17 protein-coding genes, 1 tRNA gene and 1 other RNA gene are annotated in these 13,752 nt (G+C 69.6%); all 19 read left to right on the forward strand.

The features are described 5' to 3' along the window. Window positions 1–45: 45 nt before the first annotated feature. Window positions 46–1,842, forward strand: a complete 1,797-nt coding sequence (gene recJ / locus CKO28_RS01665; protein ID WP_200338798.1) for a single-stranded-DNA-specific exonuclease RecJ — start codon at window positions 46–48, stop codon at window positions 1,840–1,842. Between the two features lie 96 nt (window positions 1,843–1,938). After that, window positions 1,939–2,814 (forward strand): hypothetical protein, encoded by an 876-nt coding sequence (locus tag CKO28_RS01670; protein ID WP_200338799.1) that lies wholly within the window; start codon window positions 1,939–1,941, stop codon window positions 2,812–2,814. Between the two features lie 127 nt (window positions 2,815–2,941). Further along, entirely contained in the window at window positions 2,942–3,631 is a 690-nt protein-coding gene (locus CKO28_RS01675) for a DUF7768 domain-containing protein (protein WP_200338800.1), read from the forward strand. Beyond that, window positions 3,628–3,948 (forward strand): hypothetical protein, encoded by a 321-nt coding sequence (locus CKO28_RS01680; RefSeq protein ID WP_200338801.1) that lies wholly within the window; start codon window positions 3,628–3,630, stop codon window positions 3,946–3,948. The genes CKO28_RS01675 and CKO28_RS01680 overlap by 4 nt, the downstream gene beginning before the upstream one ends. A 28-nt stretch (window positions 3,949–3,976) precedes the next feature. Next, on the forward strand, window positions 3,977–4,387 hold the full coding sequence (locus CKO28_RS01685; protein ID WP_200338802.1) for a hypothetical protein: 411 nt from the start codon (window positions 3,977–3,979) through the stop codon (window positions 4,385–4,387). 85 nt (window positions 4,388–4,472) lie between these two features. After that, window positions 4,473–4,943, forward strand: coding sequence for an RT0821/Lpp0805 family surface protein (locus tag CKO28_RS01690; protein ID WP_200338803.1), 471 nt, complete (start codon window positions 4,473–4,475; stop codon window positions 4,941–4,943). A 189-nt stretch (window positions 4,944–5,132) separates the two neighbouring features. Further along, entirely contained in the window at window positions 5,133–5,636 is a 504-nt protein-coding gene (locus tag CKO28_RS01695) for a helix-turn-helix domain-containing protein (protein ID WP_200338804.1), read from the forward strand. 61 nt (window positions 5,637–5,697) lie between these two features. Continuing rightward, window positions 5,698–6,087 carry a hypothetical protein gene (locus CKO28_RS01700; RefSeq protein WP_200338805.1) on the forward strand — a complete coding sequence of 130 codons (390 nt, stop codon included), beginning with the start codon at window positions 5,698–5,700 and terminating at the stop codon, window positions 6,085–6,087. Between the two features lie 64 nt (window positions 6,088–6,151). Beyond that, window positions 6,152–6,530: a transfer-messenger RNA gene (gene ssrA / locus CKO28_RS01705) on the forward strand. Window positions 6,531–7,375: 845 nt separating this feature from the next. Beyond that, window positions 7,376–7,942: a hypothetical protein gene (locus tag CKO28_RS01710; RefSeq protein ID WP_200338806.1), complete on the forward strand. Its 567-nt coding sequence runs from the start codon at window positions 7,376–7,378 to the stop codon at window positions 7,940–7,942. An 89-nt stretch (window positions 7,943–8,031) separates the two neighbouring features. Further along, on the forward strand, window positions 8,032–8,583 hold the full coding sequence (locus CKO28_RS01715) for a metallophosphoesterase (protein ID WP_200338807.1): 552 nt from the start codon (window positions 8,032–8,034) through the stop codon (window positions 8,581–8,583). An 83-nt stretch (window positions 8,584–8,666) separates the two neighbouring features. After that, window positions 8,667–8,885 carry a hypothetical protein gene (locus CKO28_RS01720; RefSeq protein ID WP_200338808.1) on the forward strand — a complete coding sequence of 73 codons (219 nt, stop codon included), beginning with the start codon at window positions 8,667–8,669 and terminating at the stop codon, window positions 8,883–8,885. Window positions 8,886–8,897: 12 nt separating this feature from the next. Next, window positions 8,898–9,350 (forward strand): hypothetical protein, encoded by a 453-nt coding sequence (locus CKO28_RS01725; protein ID WP_200338809.1) that lies wholly within the window; start codon window positions 8,898–8,900, stop codon window positions 9,348–9,350. After that, window positions 9,347–9,685 carry a hypothetical protein gene (locus CKO28_RS01730; RefSeq protein WP_200338810.1) on the forward strand — a complete coding sequence of 113 codons (339 nt, stop codon included), beginning with the start codon at window positions 9,347–9,349 and terminating at the stop codon, window positions 9,683–9,685. Before CKO28_RS01725 ends, CKO28_RS01730 begins: the two co-directional genes overlap by 4 nt. Before the next feature lie 12 nt (window positions 9,686–9,697). After that, window positions 9,698–9,773: transfer RNA gene (locus CKO28_RS01735), tRNA-Arg, on the forward strand. A gap of 412 nt (window positions 9,774–10,185) precedes the next feature. Further along, window positions 10,186–11,142, forward strand: coding sequence for a GNAT family N-acetyltransferase (locus tag CKO28_RS28800; RefSeq protein ID WP_200338811.1), 957 nt, complete (start codon window positions 10,186–10,188; stop codon window positions 11,140–11,142). Window positions 11,143–11,165: 23 nt separating this feature from the next. Then, on the forward strand, window positions 11,166–11,909 hold the full coding sequence (locus tag CKO28_RS28805) for an enoyl-CoA hydratase/isomerase family protein (protein WP_200338812.1): 744 nt from the start codon (window positions 11,166–11,168) through the stop codon (window positions 11,907–11,909). A gap of 34 nt (window positions 11,910–11,943) precedes the next feature. Then, entirely contained in the window at window positions 11,944–12,480 is a 537-nt protein-coding gene (locus tag CKO28_RS01750) for a GNAT family N-acetyltransferase (RefSeq protein ID WP_200338813.1), read from the forward strand. A 75-nt stretch (window positions 12,481–12,555) separates the two neighbouring features. Then, complete coding sequence (phaZ, locus tag CKO28_RS01755; protein ID WP_200338814.1) at window positions 12,556–13,749, forward strand: polyhydroxyalkanoate depolymerase; 1,194 nt, start codon at window positions 12,556–12,558, stop codon at window positions 13,747–13,749. The last annotated feature ends 3 nt before the right edge of the window (window positions 13,750–13,752 follow it).

Here is a 13,752-nt window from a genome sequence, read left to right on the forward strand (position 1 = left end):
CCGGCATGCAAGCCGGCTCCGATCGAGAACAAGGTAAAGAAACCCATGCCCGACGAGACCCAGCGCTCCTTCAAGAACCGGCTGTGGCAGTTGCCCGAGACCGACGCGGCCGACGTGCGCGCCCTGGTCGAGGCCGGCACGGCCCCGGGTGTCGCACCGATCCTGGCGGCGCGCGGTTACACCGGCTCGGACGCGACCGCCTACTTGGATCCGTCCCTGCGGGCGCTGCTGCCGGACCCGGATTTCTTCCTCGGCATGCCCGAGGCCACCCAGCGGCTGGAGCAGGCGCTGCGCCGGCAGGAGCGCATCGCGATCTTCGGCGACTACGACGTCGACGGCGCCACCAGCTCCGCCACGCTGTGCCGCTATCTGCGCCAGGTCGGCAACGAGGCGCGGATCTACATTCCCGACCGGATCGAGGAGGGCTATGGCCCATCGATTCAGGGCCTGGACACTCTCAAGGACGAGGGGACCCAGTTGGTCGTGATCGTCGACGCCGGCACCGTCCACTTCGAGGCCGTCGAGCACGCCAACAAGCTCGGCATGGACGTGGTGATCGTCGACCACCACACCGCGGAAGCGCAGCTGCCCGACGCCGTCGCGGTGATCAACCCGAACCGCCAGGACCAGGATACCGGCTACGGCCACCTCTGCGCCGCCGGGATGGTGTTCCTGCTGTGCGTCGGGCTGAACGCCCGGCTGCGCGACAGCGGCTACCTGCAGGAGATCGATGCCAGGCCCGACCTGTTCGGCCTGCTCGACCTGACCGCGCTCGGGACAGTCGCCGACGTCGTGCCGCTCACCGGCGTCAACCGCGCCTTCGTCAAGCGCGGCCTGGAGATCATGGGCCGGCGCCAGAACCCCGGCATCGCCGCGCTCGCCGAAACCGCGCAGATCGAGGGCCGCTTTGAGGCCTACCACTGCGGCTTCATCCTTGGCCCGCGGGTCAACGCCGGCGGCCGGATCGGCTCGTCGATGCTGGGCGCGACCCTGCTCTCAAGCGACGACCCGGTCGAGTGCCTGAACATCGCCCAGCAGCTCGACGCGCTGAACCGCGAGCGCCAGACGATGGAGAAGACCTGCGCCCAGATGGCGATCCAGCAGGTCGACGCCCTGGGCGCCGACAAGCCTGCCTGCTTCGCCGTCGGCGACGACTGGCATGAGGGCATCATCGGCATCGTCGCCTCGCGCATGAAGGACGCCTACGACAAGCCCGCCTTCTGCCTGACCGATGTCGGCGAGGGCCTGCTGAAGGGCTCCGCGCGCTCGATGGCCGGCTTTGACCTCGGCGCCGCGATCATCGAGGCCCGCAACGCCGGACTGCTGGTGAAGGGTGGCGGTCACCCGATGGCCGGCGGCGTCACGCTGGAACGGGACAAGCTGGAGGCCTTCGAGGCGTTCATCTGCGACAAGGTCAAGGAGAGCCCTTTCGGCGAGACCGGGGTGGTCAGCACCTTCGACGCCAAGATCACCGTCGATCAGGTGTCGATCGGCCTGGCCGACAGCCTGGTGACGATGGAGCCGTTCGGCGTCGGCAATCCCAAGCCGCGCTTCATCGTGGCGAACGCGCTCGTCGAGGACGCCGACATGCTGCTGTGCAAGAAGACCCAGGTGCCCGCGCATCTGCGCGTCAAGCTGCGCGGTGACGGCGGCCGCCAGGTCAAGGCGATGGCCTTCCACGTCGGCGGGACCGAGCTCGCCCAGCAGATCCTAAACAGTAAGGGCCGCCGGATCGATATCGCCGGCACCCTGTCGGTCAACGAGTGGCAGGGCCGGCGCTCGGCCGAGCTGATGATCGACGACGCCCGCCCGAGCCTCGCCGCCGCGAGCCAGGCGGCCTGATCGATCTGCCGGGAAGGGCCCGGCCCCGGCAACCCGAGTTGCGCCCCGACCCGACTAGCGGGTTCGGGGCGCATCCCGTCCAGGCAAGGATACGCGATGAACCCGGAAGTCCCGCGCGGCTGCCAGGTCGCGGTCGCCGACCTGGCCGCCCTCGGCCGGCTCTGCGATCGCCTGCGCCAGACGCTGCAACCGCTCATCGCCCACGGCTTTAAGAGCCGCTTCGCCAAGCAGGCCACCCGAACCCTCGACTACTGGGCGGCCCGGCCGGACCTGATCCCGGTCGAGCACCCCACCTCGGCGGCCTCGGACGTTCACGACGAGGCGCGCAAGGCCTGGGATGCCGCCCTGAAGCCGATGGGCACACGCTCGCCGGACTGGGACTGGCAATGCAACCTCTGCTTCCTGCTCGATCCTGAGGACCCGCACCACGCCAACCTGCTCGTCTTCACCGAGCAGGACACCCTGCGCAAGGCGATCACGGACTTGCCCGAGATCAGCCCGTTCGGCTTCGAGCGCGGACACCGGCCAGCCGAGGTCAGCCGGCAGGAGTGGGTGCGGCGCGGGCGGACCTGGAAGCGCGTACTCGCAGAGGGCGCCCCCTCTAAACGCGGCCTGTCGCTACAGGCCCACGACATCCTGGCCGACTTCCCGACCAAGGAGGAGATCGCCGACCTGCAGCCCGGCCTGGAGGGCCGCCTCCAGCGCCTGGCTCACCTCCGCGCGATCGACCAGCACATCGAGGCCAAGCGCGCGGCCGGGGAGATCACCGCCCAATCGCCCAGCCACGAGTACATGCGGGTGATGCTCGACTACATCGGCGAGGACGCCCACGAGCGAGACATCGAGCGGATCCTCCCGGACCTCCGGGCCCGCCTGAAGTCCCGCTATGAGGCGGCGGACTTCCTGGCGCGCGGCCCGGAGGCGATCCGTCAGGCCCTGGGGCTCCCAGGGGCCGCCGGCACAGCCGGCTAGATCCGGGCAAGCAGACGGGGCTGCCCCGTCCAGCACCCTTCCGACGCTCCCATTTCCCGAAAAGATGCGGGCGTATTCGCGTCGGCATCGTCGGTCGTTGTTGCCTGTTCTTTGAAAAGGGACCCCCATGCGCCCCGTTATCCTGGAAAGCCCGTTCGCGGGCACCTCCAAGCTGCCCCGGTTCCTGCCGGGCTTCCTCCACCGGATCGCGCGCAAGATCGATGAGCGCCGCAACATCCGCTACGCCCGCGCCTGCCTGCGGCACGCGCTGGCCGCCGGCGACGCCCCGGTCGCCTCGCATCTGCTCTATACCCAGCCCGGCGTGCTGAATGACGACGTGCCGGCCGAGCGTCAGTGGGGCATCGATGCGGGCCTGGTCTGGCGCCGGGTAGCCCGGGCCAGCGTCGTCTACGTCGACCGCGGCGTCACCAAGGGTATGCGCTACGGTATCGAGGCCGCCGAGGCGGCCGGTGTCGAGATCGAGTACCGCTCTCTGCGCGGCCCGGCCACGCAGATCCGCCAGGCCGCGCAAGAGGTCGAGCAGCGCGCCCGCGCGATGGACCTGATGAAGCGGGCCGGATGGAAGCTGATCCCGGTCGCCCAGGACGAGTGCGCGTGGCGCAAGTTCGACGGCAACCGCGTGATAGCGCGCCAGGGCGACGCGATCTGGCTGCAGGACCTCCTGAGCGCCAAGACCGAGGCGGCCGGCAAGTCTTCCGCCAAGGCGCCGGTTTCGGCCCCGGCCACCACCTCCAAGATCGAGCCCACGCTCCAGGTACCCGGCGCCGGGAGCCCGCGCAAGGATCACGCCGCATGACCATCACCTCCAAACGCCGCATGATCGGCGAGCCGCTCTGCCCGTGCAATAGCGCGCCCCGGCGGCTGTGCCCGAGCCCGAACGACGCCGCGAGCTGCGCCTGCAACCCCCGCCGCGACACCGGCCCGGGCAAGGTCGACCCGGTTTTGATGCAGCGCATCCAGGATCGCCGCCTGTCGAGTCCGGCCGCCCGCGCGATCCTCGCGGCCAGCGGCCGCAGCAACACGGCGCTCGACGAAACCAGCGCCCGGGATTCCGGCGCCGCCCATCCTGACGCCGCCCATCCTGAAGCCGCCCATCCTGAAGCCGCCGAGTAGCGGCCCGCACCTAACGGAGATGCCTGCGATGCCGACCACGACCCAGGCGCTGCAGGGCGCCATCCCCCTGCCCAAGCCGAACGGGTCCCAGGACCGGGGCTCACGCCTTGAGCAGCGGGCCCACGCAGCGCTGTCGGCCGACCCGCTGAACTGGTCGGCCCCGCACCTGTCCTGGCGGATCCGCTTCAGGTCACCGGCGCGCGAGTACCGAGGTGCCAGCATTCCCCAGTTCGAGCGCTACAAGACCGATATGCAGCGCCAGCTGATGAGCCACGTCAAGGGCGCCGCCGAGCCGGCCGGCTCGTTCGGCCTCTACCTCGAGCGCGCCTCGGACGTACGTCGCCTGCTCGAGCTCTATCCTCAGGAGATCGAGACGATCCAGGACCGGGCCAGCCACGAGCGCGCCCGCGAGATGGCGGCCGCGCTGGCTGACAGCTAGGACCGGCTCCGGTCGGTGTCCTCAGGTCTTCGAAGGACACCGACCGGATCCCCGGGCTCAAGCGCGTTTCGAAAGGAAGGTTCAGATGAAGGTTCTGAAGATCGCCGGGGCGCTCGCGCTCGGCGCCATGCTGGCGGCCTGCCAGACCAACGGCATGGGCACGAAACAGATCGGCGGCGGCCTGATCGGCGCCGGCGTCGGCGGCCTTGCCGGCTCCCAGATCGGCGACGGCCGGGGGCAGCTACTCGCGACCGGCACGGGTGCCGTGATCGGCCTCCTGGTCGGCAGCGAGATCGGCAAGAGCCTCGACCGCGCCGACAAGCTCTACGCCGAGCGCACCGCCCAGCAGGCGCTGGAGACCAACCCGAGCGGCCAGCCGGCTCGCTGGCGCAACCCGGACTCCGGCAACCGAGGCCAGATCACACCGACCCGCACCTACAAGCAGTCCGGCTCCTACTGCCGCGAGTACCAGACGACCATCATGGTCGGCGGCAAGGCCCAGACCGGCTACGGCACCGCCTGCCGGATGCCGGACGGCAGCTGGCAGATGCAGTAGCCGTCCACCCCGAAGCCGCGGAACGGCCCGGAACGCTCAAGGGGCGAGCGTTCCGGGCTGCCGCATTTCGGTCGTCAGTTGCTTTTTACGTACCAGCTGGCACTTTTTTACGCTCGTGCGCGCCCCATCGCGCCGCCAGGTACCCAATTACATGTCAGAAGGCACCTTCTGGCCGGGGACACAAGATCGATGAGCGATCCTAAGATGACAGACGCCGCGCGCATGCTTCACGGCGAGGCCCTGCGCGCTTTCCGCAAGCGGATGAAGTTGACGCTGAGCGAGGTCGGGCGGGTCATCGGCCACTCGCACGGCTACGTGTCGCGGATCGAGACGGGCCAGCGCACGCTCTCGCACAAGCACGTCCTGCGCCTGGCGAACGCCACCGGGGCGGAAATTTCCGAGATCCTGCCGGCGCACAGCCCGCTGCTGAGCGACCTCGGCGTCGGCGGCTTCGGCAACGCCTGGGGCGGCACGCAGATGATCCGGCCGATCGCGCCGGTCGATCAGCTCACCCAGGACGACCTGGTCGCGATGCGCGAACAGCTGCTCGACCTGCTGGGCGAGGTCGATCAGGCCCTCGGCACGCAGACCCCGGAACAGGCCAAGGTCAGCGAGGCGGTGCGCGCCTTGCTGGTCGACGACCAGACCGAGAGCGCCGTTCCAAGCGAGATGCTGGAGAACGTGGCCAGCTGATCGCCAGCGACGCATCGCCTCTGTCGCCCTGTTCCAGAAGCCATCCGCCTGGAGGTCCGCCATGCACCGTGCGCCCGACTTTCCGACCTACGCGCTGATCGACCAGAGCATCCTGGAGATGCCGAAACAGGGGATCGGGCGCCTGCGCGCGAGCGTGGGCGCGCTGGTGCACCTCGATTTCGGCACACTCGCTTGCGGCGACCACACCGAGATCGAGCATCTGCGCCGGCGCATCGCGATGCCGCTGCACAGCGCCTCGCCCAGCCTGGCGGAGGAGTTGCTGGTGCTCGAGTTCCACGCGCACCCGGCGGCGGTCAACAACCTGAACCAGGCCCTGCTGGACCGCGCCTTCGCCACCAAGCTCGCCCGGCGGATCGCCGCGCGGGACGATTTCACGGTGCCGCGCGCCAGCCCGCTCACGGCCGCGCACCTCGGCATGCGGGTCAACTGACCCAAGTCGACTCGGGGGCAAGCGACCCGGGGCCGACCCGCCTCGATCGCCCCGTGCGTCGCGAGGGCTTGTCTACGCCCTCACGCGGACGCATATCCCGAATGCCCGGTCGCTCCGGGTGATGGTGCTGAACACCTCGCTCACTACACGTTCTGGACCCGGGGGCAGTTCCCGGCGGCTCCACCAAATTCCGCCGGCGCGCGGTTCACCGCGGCGCCGGCGTCTCTGGGGCCGAATCAGGCTCGACAGGCGTGAAACGGTTAGGCTTGCACCCGGCATGGTACCGCCGTCATCGGGCCACAGCAGAGTTGCGAACGACAACGATGCTTCGGAGATGGCCCTGGCCGCGTAAGCGGTCCGGGTAAACTCCACCCTCAATCCCAGCGGGTTTAGCCCCTGCTGGTGGGGTTCCGGCGGGCCCCTCGCAACAGAATGCCCGCCAACCGACACGAAGCCGGTCTCCCGTCCCTGCGCGCCCGCGCAACACGGTGCCGGACGACAGGACCCCGGCACAGGCCGCGCGAGCGGCTCCTGCCGGGGCGCCGCCTACGACGACAGCGCGCCTTGCGCGCCGAGCTATCCTCCGGACCGGTTCCTGACGCAGCCCGTTGGGTACGGCAAACCACCAGCCCCGAGCACGGGGCTCGCGCCAAGGGGCACTGCAGCTCTGCCCGGCGCGGGAGGTATTCGAATGACCCACCCCGAATGAGGCGGCCCGAAATGACGGGGCGGCTCAGGGGACGCCCTGAGCCGGTGGGCACGTCCACAACGCCGGTGCCATCCCGGCGCCGGCGTTGACTGGCGGATCGCGTGAGCGGTCAGCAACCGGCCGCCTCGCGCCCCGAGGATCCGGCCGGCATGCGGCAGGAACGCCCGCATCGCGCGGTGAGCCCCTGCTGTCGCGCTCGCCCCTGAGAGCCCGGGGAAGGCCCGCTTGCGGTGTGCCCCTTGGATCCGCGCCGCCGCGATGCTGATGCGGCCGCGCCGCCAGACGTCTACCGACCGACCCCGGCGCGCCGGGATCGGTCGGCGCCCGGAGGTGAGAACAGCCAGCTCACGCGCCCGCCGGCCCAACGGACGGCAGGCAACTAACCGCCCCAACTGGCGGTGAAGAGATGCGGGATGGCATCCGCCCGGGCACTCTTACACGGTCGATCCCATATCCTGGATAGGGTCGTTTTACGCTCGAAGCACCCAAAACGACTCACTCCGTGACTTTGGTCACTGCCCGGTAACCGAACCGGTGCCAGGATCAGGTCCATCGACCCGACGACAAAGGACCTGCCCGATGAAGCGTCTGATCATCCTTGGCGTTGCCGCGACCATGTTCGCCGCCACGCTGCCCGCCTTGGCCCAGTCGGGCGACGCCCGCACTGAGAAGGTGAACATCGAGCAGCTGGACGATCGCCAACGGGATCAGGTCGGCGCCCATCTGACCGAGGTCTACACCAAGGTCCTGCGCGTGCGTCAGTGGATCGCCGCGGCGGCGATCGAGTGCCAGCGGATCACCCCGGACCAGGCCGCGGAGATCCGCGACGGCTGGCGCGCCTGGCAGGCCCGCAACGAGGACTTCTACGCCGATACGGTCGAGGTCATCGCGGGATCCCTCGTGATTCTCACCGGCGAGACCCGGAACACGGTCGACACCGAGATCGAGGGCCTCGAGGAGGCATTCCTCGACCGCAGCCGGCGCGAACTGCGCGCCGAGCTCGCCGGCTTCGGCACGGACCAGTCCGAGCCAGTGCAGAACTACTGCACCAACAGCATCCAGATGATGACCGACCCGGTCTTCAACTACTCTCGCGATTCGGACTTCTGGGCCGCGCTGCAGCCGTTTCGCCACTACGCCGACTAGCTGCTCACGCGCCCTCCCTCGTTGCGGCGGCCCGCGCGCGACGGCTATCACCGCGCCCGACCCCCCGCAACGAAACGGAGAGCGCAGCCATGCCCGGTCAGACCTGGTTCACCGCGGACACGCACTTCTGGCACGGCGGCATCATCGGCCTGACCAAGCGCCCCTTCTCGAGCGCCGAGGAGATGACGCACGCACTGATCGCCAACTGGAACGCGCGCGTCCGCCCCGGCGACACCGTCTACCACATCGGCGACTTCGCCGTGCGCTGCGGCCGGGAGCGGGCGCAGAAGACGCTCGACCAGCTGAACGGGCACAAGATCCTGCTCCGCGGCAATCACGACGAGAACCGCTTCTGCGCGCTCGACGGCTGGGACAGCGTCCACGACATCCTGGAGACGGTCGTCGAGGGCCAGCGCCTCGTGCTCTGTCACTACGCCATGCGCGCCTGGCCCGGTCAGCACCGCGGCGCCCTGATGCTCTACGGCCACAGCCACGGACGCCTGCCCGGCACACGCCACAGCCTCGATGTCGGCGTCGATTGCTGGAACTACTTCCCCGTCGCGCTTGACGAGATCCGCGCCCGGCTTGCCGGGCTTCCGGACGTCGCCGACGAGGCGCCAGGCGCCAACCAAGCGGACTGACATCAAGGCCCGAGCCGCCGGTGGACTGGCGCGGAGGCGAAGTTAGACCCACACACTGATGCGGATCGCCGCGAGGAGAGTAGATGGCCTACGAGATCGATGGCGCTGAAATCGAACGCGAGCTGCGCCAGCACCTAGACCGCGTGCACGGCCCTGCACCCGACTTTGACGCTCGCCCGGAGCTGGCCACGACCCCGCACACCGACGGCAGCTCAGGCCGGAACCGCCAGCAGGCCCACCGGCACGCCAGGGTCCTGGACAACGGCCTAAAGCCGGAACAGGCCACTGCTCAAGACCGCTGATCGGAAACGAACATGAAGATCCTCATCCTCACCCTGGCCGCCCTGATCCCGGCCGTCGGCGTGCCGCTCGCGGAAGACTATTACGAGCACCGGCAGGCGATCGCGGAACTCGAGGCCGAGCGGCAGCACTACCTGAGCCACGTCAACGACGTTCACATCGGACTGGGCCCGGCCCACACGGTCCTCACGGCCAGCGTCGCCGGCATGGATGCCCCGGAGGTCTGGGTCGAAGACGTCAGCGACAATCGCCGCCTCTGCGCGATCATGAAGGTCTTCGAGTACCGGAACGCCGACGGCGAGTACATCCAGGTGACCTGCACACACCCCGAGACCGGTGAGCCGATCCCGGGCATGACACGCGCCCGGATCTGGCCCGAAGCATCGCAGGACCCCGAGCACGCCGGGCTGGCGCAGATCCAGACCGCGCTCGCGGAGGCGGACAGCCTGGAGGAGGCCGCGCGATGAGCGAGCGTACACGCAGTCGTCTGTTCGCTGTCGACAGCCTCCAAGTCTCGTTCACCCCAATCGACGGCAGCGTGCGCGCCGCGGTCCACGCGACCGGACGGGTCTCCAACGGGGGCCACAGCGACCCGCAACTGAGCGTGCATCCGGCCGAGATCGAGGACGGGTTCCTGCTGCTGGAATTGACGGCCCTCGACCCGCGCCCGGACAGCCTGGTGAACGCAGCCTGCTGGACCCTAGAGGCCAGCGGCAGCTTCGACATCCACAGATCCGATATCGAGGGGGTCATCGTCTTGGCAGCCCAGAACAGCGCCCGCGTGACCCGCCCGAAAATCTGACCCCCCCCGTTTGCGCCCGTAGCTCAGCTGGATAGAGCAGGGGTCTCCTACACCCCGCGCCGAGGTTCAAGTCCTCGCGGGCGCGCCAACCACCCACCTCTACGATCAGCCGTTAACAGCCGGCCTCCACCACGGAGGTCGGCTGTTTTTCGTTGGTTCCCACAAGGGCCGCTACACCCGCCGACCAGCAGCGGTTTTTTTGCGCCCGCGAAGCGAATTCGCACCCCGATCGACTGCGCCCTTTCGTCGCGGCCACCAGCTCTACGGTTAGCCCCAGCGCCGCCGCGCGGATCGACAGCGCTGCACCGCAGCGACGAACGGCCCACAGGCCGGTGGGTGGCAGGTCGGGAACGGGAGGCCGGCCGGTGCAGCCCGATGATCCTTGGGATCGGGCAGCACGCGTCCCGCTCGGAAAACAGGTCCTCGGTTCTTCGAAGGACTCGCAGAGCAACAGGCAACGCCTTCTTCGCCTTCTGGAAACCGCTGACGGGGACCCTTTCATGCGTTCGCTCGACCGCCTCACCGAATCCGACCGCCCGCTGATCGCCCGCCACCTGCTCCGTCTCGACGAGTCCGACCGGCGCCTGCGGTTTTGCAGTCCGCTGAAGGACAGCGCGCTCCTGACCCACGTCGACCGGCTCGACCTCAGCCGGGGGCACCACATCGGCTACTTCGTCAACGGCGAGCTGCGCGGCCTGACCGAGCTGTTCGCCGAAGCCGACCAGACCCGCTGCGAAGCCGCCCTCTCGGTCGACGCTGGCTGGCGACGCAAGGGCATCGGCGCGCGCATGCTCGATCGCACCCTGCGCCTGGCTGCCCTCGCCGGCTTCCAGCAGATCGACCTGTTCATCTGCAATCGCAACACCGGCATGCGCGCGCTTGCCCGCACCCGGGGCTTCGAGATCAAGACCGTCGACGGCGAGGTGATCGCGACGCGCGCCCTCCGGCCCGACCTGCCTGGGCACCACCTGGGCGAGCTGATCGACACGACCCAGTCGGTCAGCCTCCACATGCTGACGGCAGGTCTGGCGGCCTGGTCGGCCTGGTCGGGCTTGATCGCGCCCCTGGCCGCCACCGCGCCAGCAAATCACACCCCCACGGGCACCGCTGCACCCGAAGCGCCGCCCCTCCAGACACCGCCGCGCGGGCGCGGCGTGCGTCACCGACAGATCGGCACCGTCGCGCACCTGACGCTGGACAGGCCGGAGAAGCTGAACGCGCTCGACCTCGACCTGGTTCACGCTCTCCACGACGCCCTGGATCGCTGCGCGAACGATCCCGCCGTCGACGTCGTGGTGATCGACGGCGCGGGCGACACGACGTTCTCCGCCGGCGGCGACGTCCGGGCCGTGCGGGCCGCGCAGCTGACCGGCGAGGCTTACGGCGCGCACTTCTTCCACGAGCTCTATGCCCTGACCCCCGGATCCACGCTTTTCCCAAGCCCTACGTCGCGCTGATCTCCGACCGGACCGCCGCGGCCATGCCCGAGAACCGGATCGGCTTCTTCACGGACGTCGGCGCCAGCTACGTGCTGCCCCGGCTACCGGGTGAGATCGGGACCTACATGTCGCTGACCGGCGCCCGCCTGACCGGCGCCGATGCCGTGCAAGCCGGCCTGGCCACGCACCTCGTGCCGGTGGACCGCCTCGGCGAGATCCCCGACCTGATCGCCCGGGCCCTGCTGCACCGCGCGCCGTGGGGCGCGGTAGATGGACTGCTCGATCGCCTGGCGATCGCCCGCGATGCCGCCACGATCCGCCAGCAGCAGCCGGAGATCGACCGCTGCTTCGGGCACGACACGGTCGAGGAGGTCCTGGTCGCGCTGCAGACCGAGGACAGCGACTGGAGCCGGCATGCCGCAGGCGTGCTCGCTCAGCAGTGCCCCACCTCGCTCAAGGTCACGCTGAAGGCCATGCGCCGCGGCGCCCGCGCCTCGTTCGGCCGATGCATGGCGATGGAGTACGGCATCTGCCAGACGCTGATCGCCCGGCCGGACTTCGCCGAAGGCGTGCGCGCGCAGCTGGTCGACAAGTGCCGGCAGCCGGCCTGGCAGCCGGCGACCCTGGCCGAAGTCAGCGACGAGGTTGTCGCGCGCTGCTTCGCCCGCCGGCGCGCCGTTCACCCGGAACCGCGCGAAGGCCTTCATGCCGGCGCCGGCATCCCGACCGAGATCGGCACAGCGACGGCAGTCCGTACCGAAGCGCCGCTTCCTGAAACCGCCTGATCCCTACTCGCCCGAGACCCCGCGGAGACTCGATATGACGACGACCCCGCTCACCCCGGATCACCTGCCGCTGATCCGCGACCACCTGCTACGCCTGTCACCCGAGGACCGGCGCGGGCGCTTCGGCACGCCGCTCAAGGACGCGGGCATCGAGGCCTACGTCGCCCGGCTCGACCCGGCCCGCATCCAGCTGATCGGACGGATCGAGCACGGGGCCCTGGTCGCGCTCACCGAGATCTTCCTGGAAGGCGATCTAGCCACCTGCGAGGCGGCCTTCTCGGTCGATCCGGACCGGCGCCGGCAGGGCCTTGGCCGCGCCATGGCGACCAGCGCGCTCGGGCACGCGGCCGCGACCGGCTTCGCCCGGATGGTGATGTTCATCCAGCACGCCAACACGCCGATGCGCGAACTCGTTCGCCGACATGCCTTCAATCTTCCCCTGGAAGACAGTGACTACCACGCCAACCGCCCGGTCGAGCTGCGCCAGCCGTGCGCCGGCGAGCTGCCCGACATCAAGGCCTCACAGGGCACGGCTCCGCCTGGCGGGCCTGACGGGCTCGCCACTGCCTGATCGCCGCCAGCCGCCCGCCTGTGAGCCCATTTCCCGGCAAGCGCGCCCCGCGCTGCCCACCTCCGGAGTTCCGTCATGCTCTACGCGATGCACGCCGCCCACAGAATGACCCTGGAGCCGCTGCACCTGCTGGCCGAGGCGAGCCAGATGCTGCTGCAGCCGTTCGCGGCGATCCCGGCCATCCGGCCCGCGCAGGCCAGCCTGGAGATGCTGAGCCGGATGACGCGTGATTACGGCAAGCCGACGTTCGATCTGGATCAGCCCGAGCGGGTCATCCAGCAGACCCCGTTCGCCCGCCTCCTGCGGTTCGACGCCCGGGCGCATGTCGAGAACCCCGTCCTGTGGTTCGTCGCCGCCCCGCTCTCCGGCCATCACGCTACCCTGCTCCGCCACACCGTCGACGCCCTGCTCGATCACGGCGACGTCGTGATCACGGACTGGCTGGACGCGCGCACGATCCCCGCGGAGGCCGGGTCCTTTGGCATCGACGACTACGTCGATCACCTAATCCGGTTTATGGCGCAGGCCGCCGCCGAGGGCACCCGGCCGCTGTCGGCGATCGCGGTCTGCCAGCCCGGCCCGCCGATGGTCGCCGCGATGAGCGTTATGGCCCGTGATGGTCTCCCGGGAACCCCGTCCAGCCTGTCGATCATCTCCGCGCCGATGGACCCGGCGGCGGCGCCGACCCAGGTCACGGAACTTGCCGCGCAGCACTCGATGGCGTGGTTCGAGCGCAACGTGATCTATCCCGTCCCGCTCACCGAGCCCGGACGCGGCCGCCGGGTCTATCCGGGCTTCCTGCAGCTCGCGGGCTTCATGTCGATGAACCCGGAGCGCCACATGGAGAAGCAACAGAACGTCTTCTTCGACCGGCTCGCCGGGAACCATGACCAGGCCGACCGGGTCGTCGAATTCTACGACGAGTACTGGTCGGTTCTGGATCTGCCGGCGGAGTTCTACCTCCAGACGATCGACCAGGTCTTCCAGCGCCGCACCCTGGCGACCGGCCAGGCCACCTATCGCGACACCGCGATCGATCCCTCGATCGTCCAGGACCTCGCCCTGCAGACCGTGGAGGCCGGCGCCGACGACGTCTGCGCCCCCGGCCAGACGGTCGCCGCCCACCGGATCCTGGCGGGACTCCCCGAGGACAAGCGCAACCACTTTGTCGCGGACGGCGTCGGTCACTACGGCGGCTTCTCCGGAACCCGGTTCCGCAAGAACATCCTGCCGCGCATGGTTGCCTTCGCAACTCAACACGCCGCCTGACCC

Source organism: Rhodovibrio sodomensis (genome assembly GCF_016583645.1).
Classification (GTDB): Bacteria; Pseudomonadota; Alphaproteobacteria; order Kiloniellales; family Rhodovibrionaceae; genus Rhodovibrio; species Rhodovibrio sodomensis.

Excerpts from the sequence above, each read along its gene's own strand:
- recJ (WP_200338798.1), top strand. The coding sequence starts at position 46 with ATGCCCGACGAGACCCAGCGCTCCTTCAAGAACCGGCTGTGGCAGTTG.
- CKO28_RS01670 (WP_200338799.1), top strand. The coding sequence starts at position 1,939 with ATGAACCCGGAAGTCCCGCGCGGCTGCCAGGTCGCGGTCGCCGACCTG.
- CKO28_RS01675 (WP_200338800.1), top strand. The coding sequence starts at position 2,942 with ATGCGCCCCGTTATCCTGGAAAGCCCGTTCGCGGGCACCTCCAAGCTG.
- CKO28_RS01680 (WP_200338801.1), top strand. The coding sequence starts at position 3,628 with ATGACCATCACCTCCAAACGCCGCATGATCGGCGAGCCGCTCTGCCCG.
- CKO28_RS01685 (WP_200338802.1), top strand. The coding sequence starts at position 3,977 with ATGCCGACCACGACCCAGGCGCTGCAGGGCGCCATCCCCCTGCCCAAG.
- CKO28_RS01690 (WP_200338803.1), top strand. The coding sequence starts at position 4,473 with ATGAAGGTTCTGAAGATCGCCGGGGCGCTCGCGCTCGGCGCCATGCTG.
- CKO28_RS01695 (WP_200338804.1), top strand. The coding sequence starts at position 5,133 with ATGAGCGATCCTAAGATGACAGACGCCGCGCGCATGCTTCACGGCGAG.
- CKO28_RS01700 (WP_200338805.1), top strand. The coding sequence starts at position 5,698 with ATGCACCGTGCGCCCGACTTTCCGACCTACGCGCTGATCGACCAGAGC.
- CKO28_RS01710 (WP_200338806.1), top strand. The coding sequence starts at position 7,376 with ATGAAGCGTCTGATCATCCTTGGCGTTGCCGCGACCATGTTCGCCGCC.
- CKO28_RS01715 (WP_200338807.1), top strand. The coding sequence starts at position 8,032 with ATGCCCGGTCAGACCTGGTTCACCGCGGACACGCACTTCTGGCACGGC.
- CKO28_RS01720 (WP_200338808.1), top strand. The coding sequence starts at position 8,667 with ATGGCCTACGAGATCGATGGCGCTGAAATCGAACGCGAGCTGCGCCAG.
- CKO28_RS01725 (WP_200338809.1), top strand. The coding sequence starts at position 8,898 with ATGAAGATCCTCATCCTCACCCTGGCCGCCCTGATCCCGGCCGTCGGC.
- CKO28_RS01730 (WP_200338810.1), top strand. The coding sequence starts at position 9,347 with ATGAGCGAGCGTACACGCAGTCGTCTGTTCGCTGTCGACAGCCTCCAA.
- CKO28_RS28800 (WP_200338811.1), top strand. The coding sequence starts at position 10,186 with ATGCGTTCGCTCGACCGCCTCACCGAATCCGACCGCCCGCTGATCGCC.
- CKO28_RS28805 (WP_200338812.1), top strand. The coding sequence starts at position 11,166 with ATGCCCGAGAACCGGATCGGCTTCTTCACGGACGTCGGCGCCAGCTAC.
- CKO28_RS01750 (WP_200338813.1), top strand. The coding sequence starts at position 11,944 with ATGACGACGACCCCGCTCACCCCGGATCACCTGCCGCTGATCCGCGAC.
- phaZ (WP_200338814.1), top strand. The coding sequence starts at position 12,556 with ATGCTCTACGCGATGCACGCCGCCCACAGAATGACCCTGGAGCCGCTG.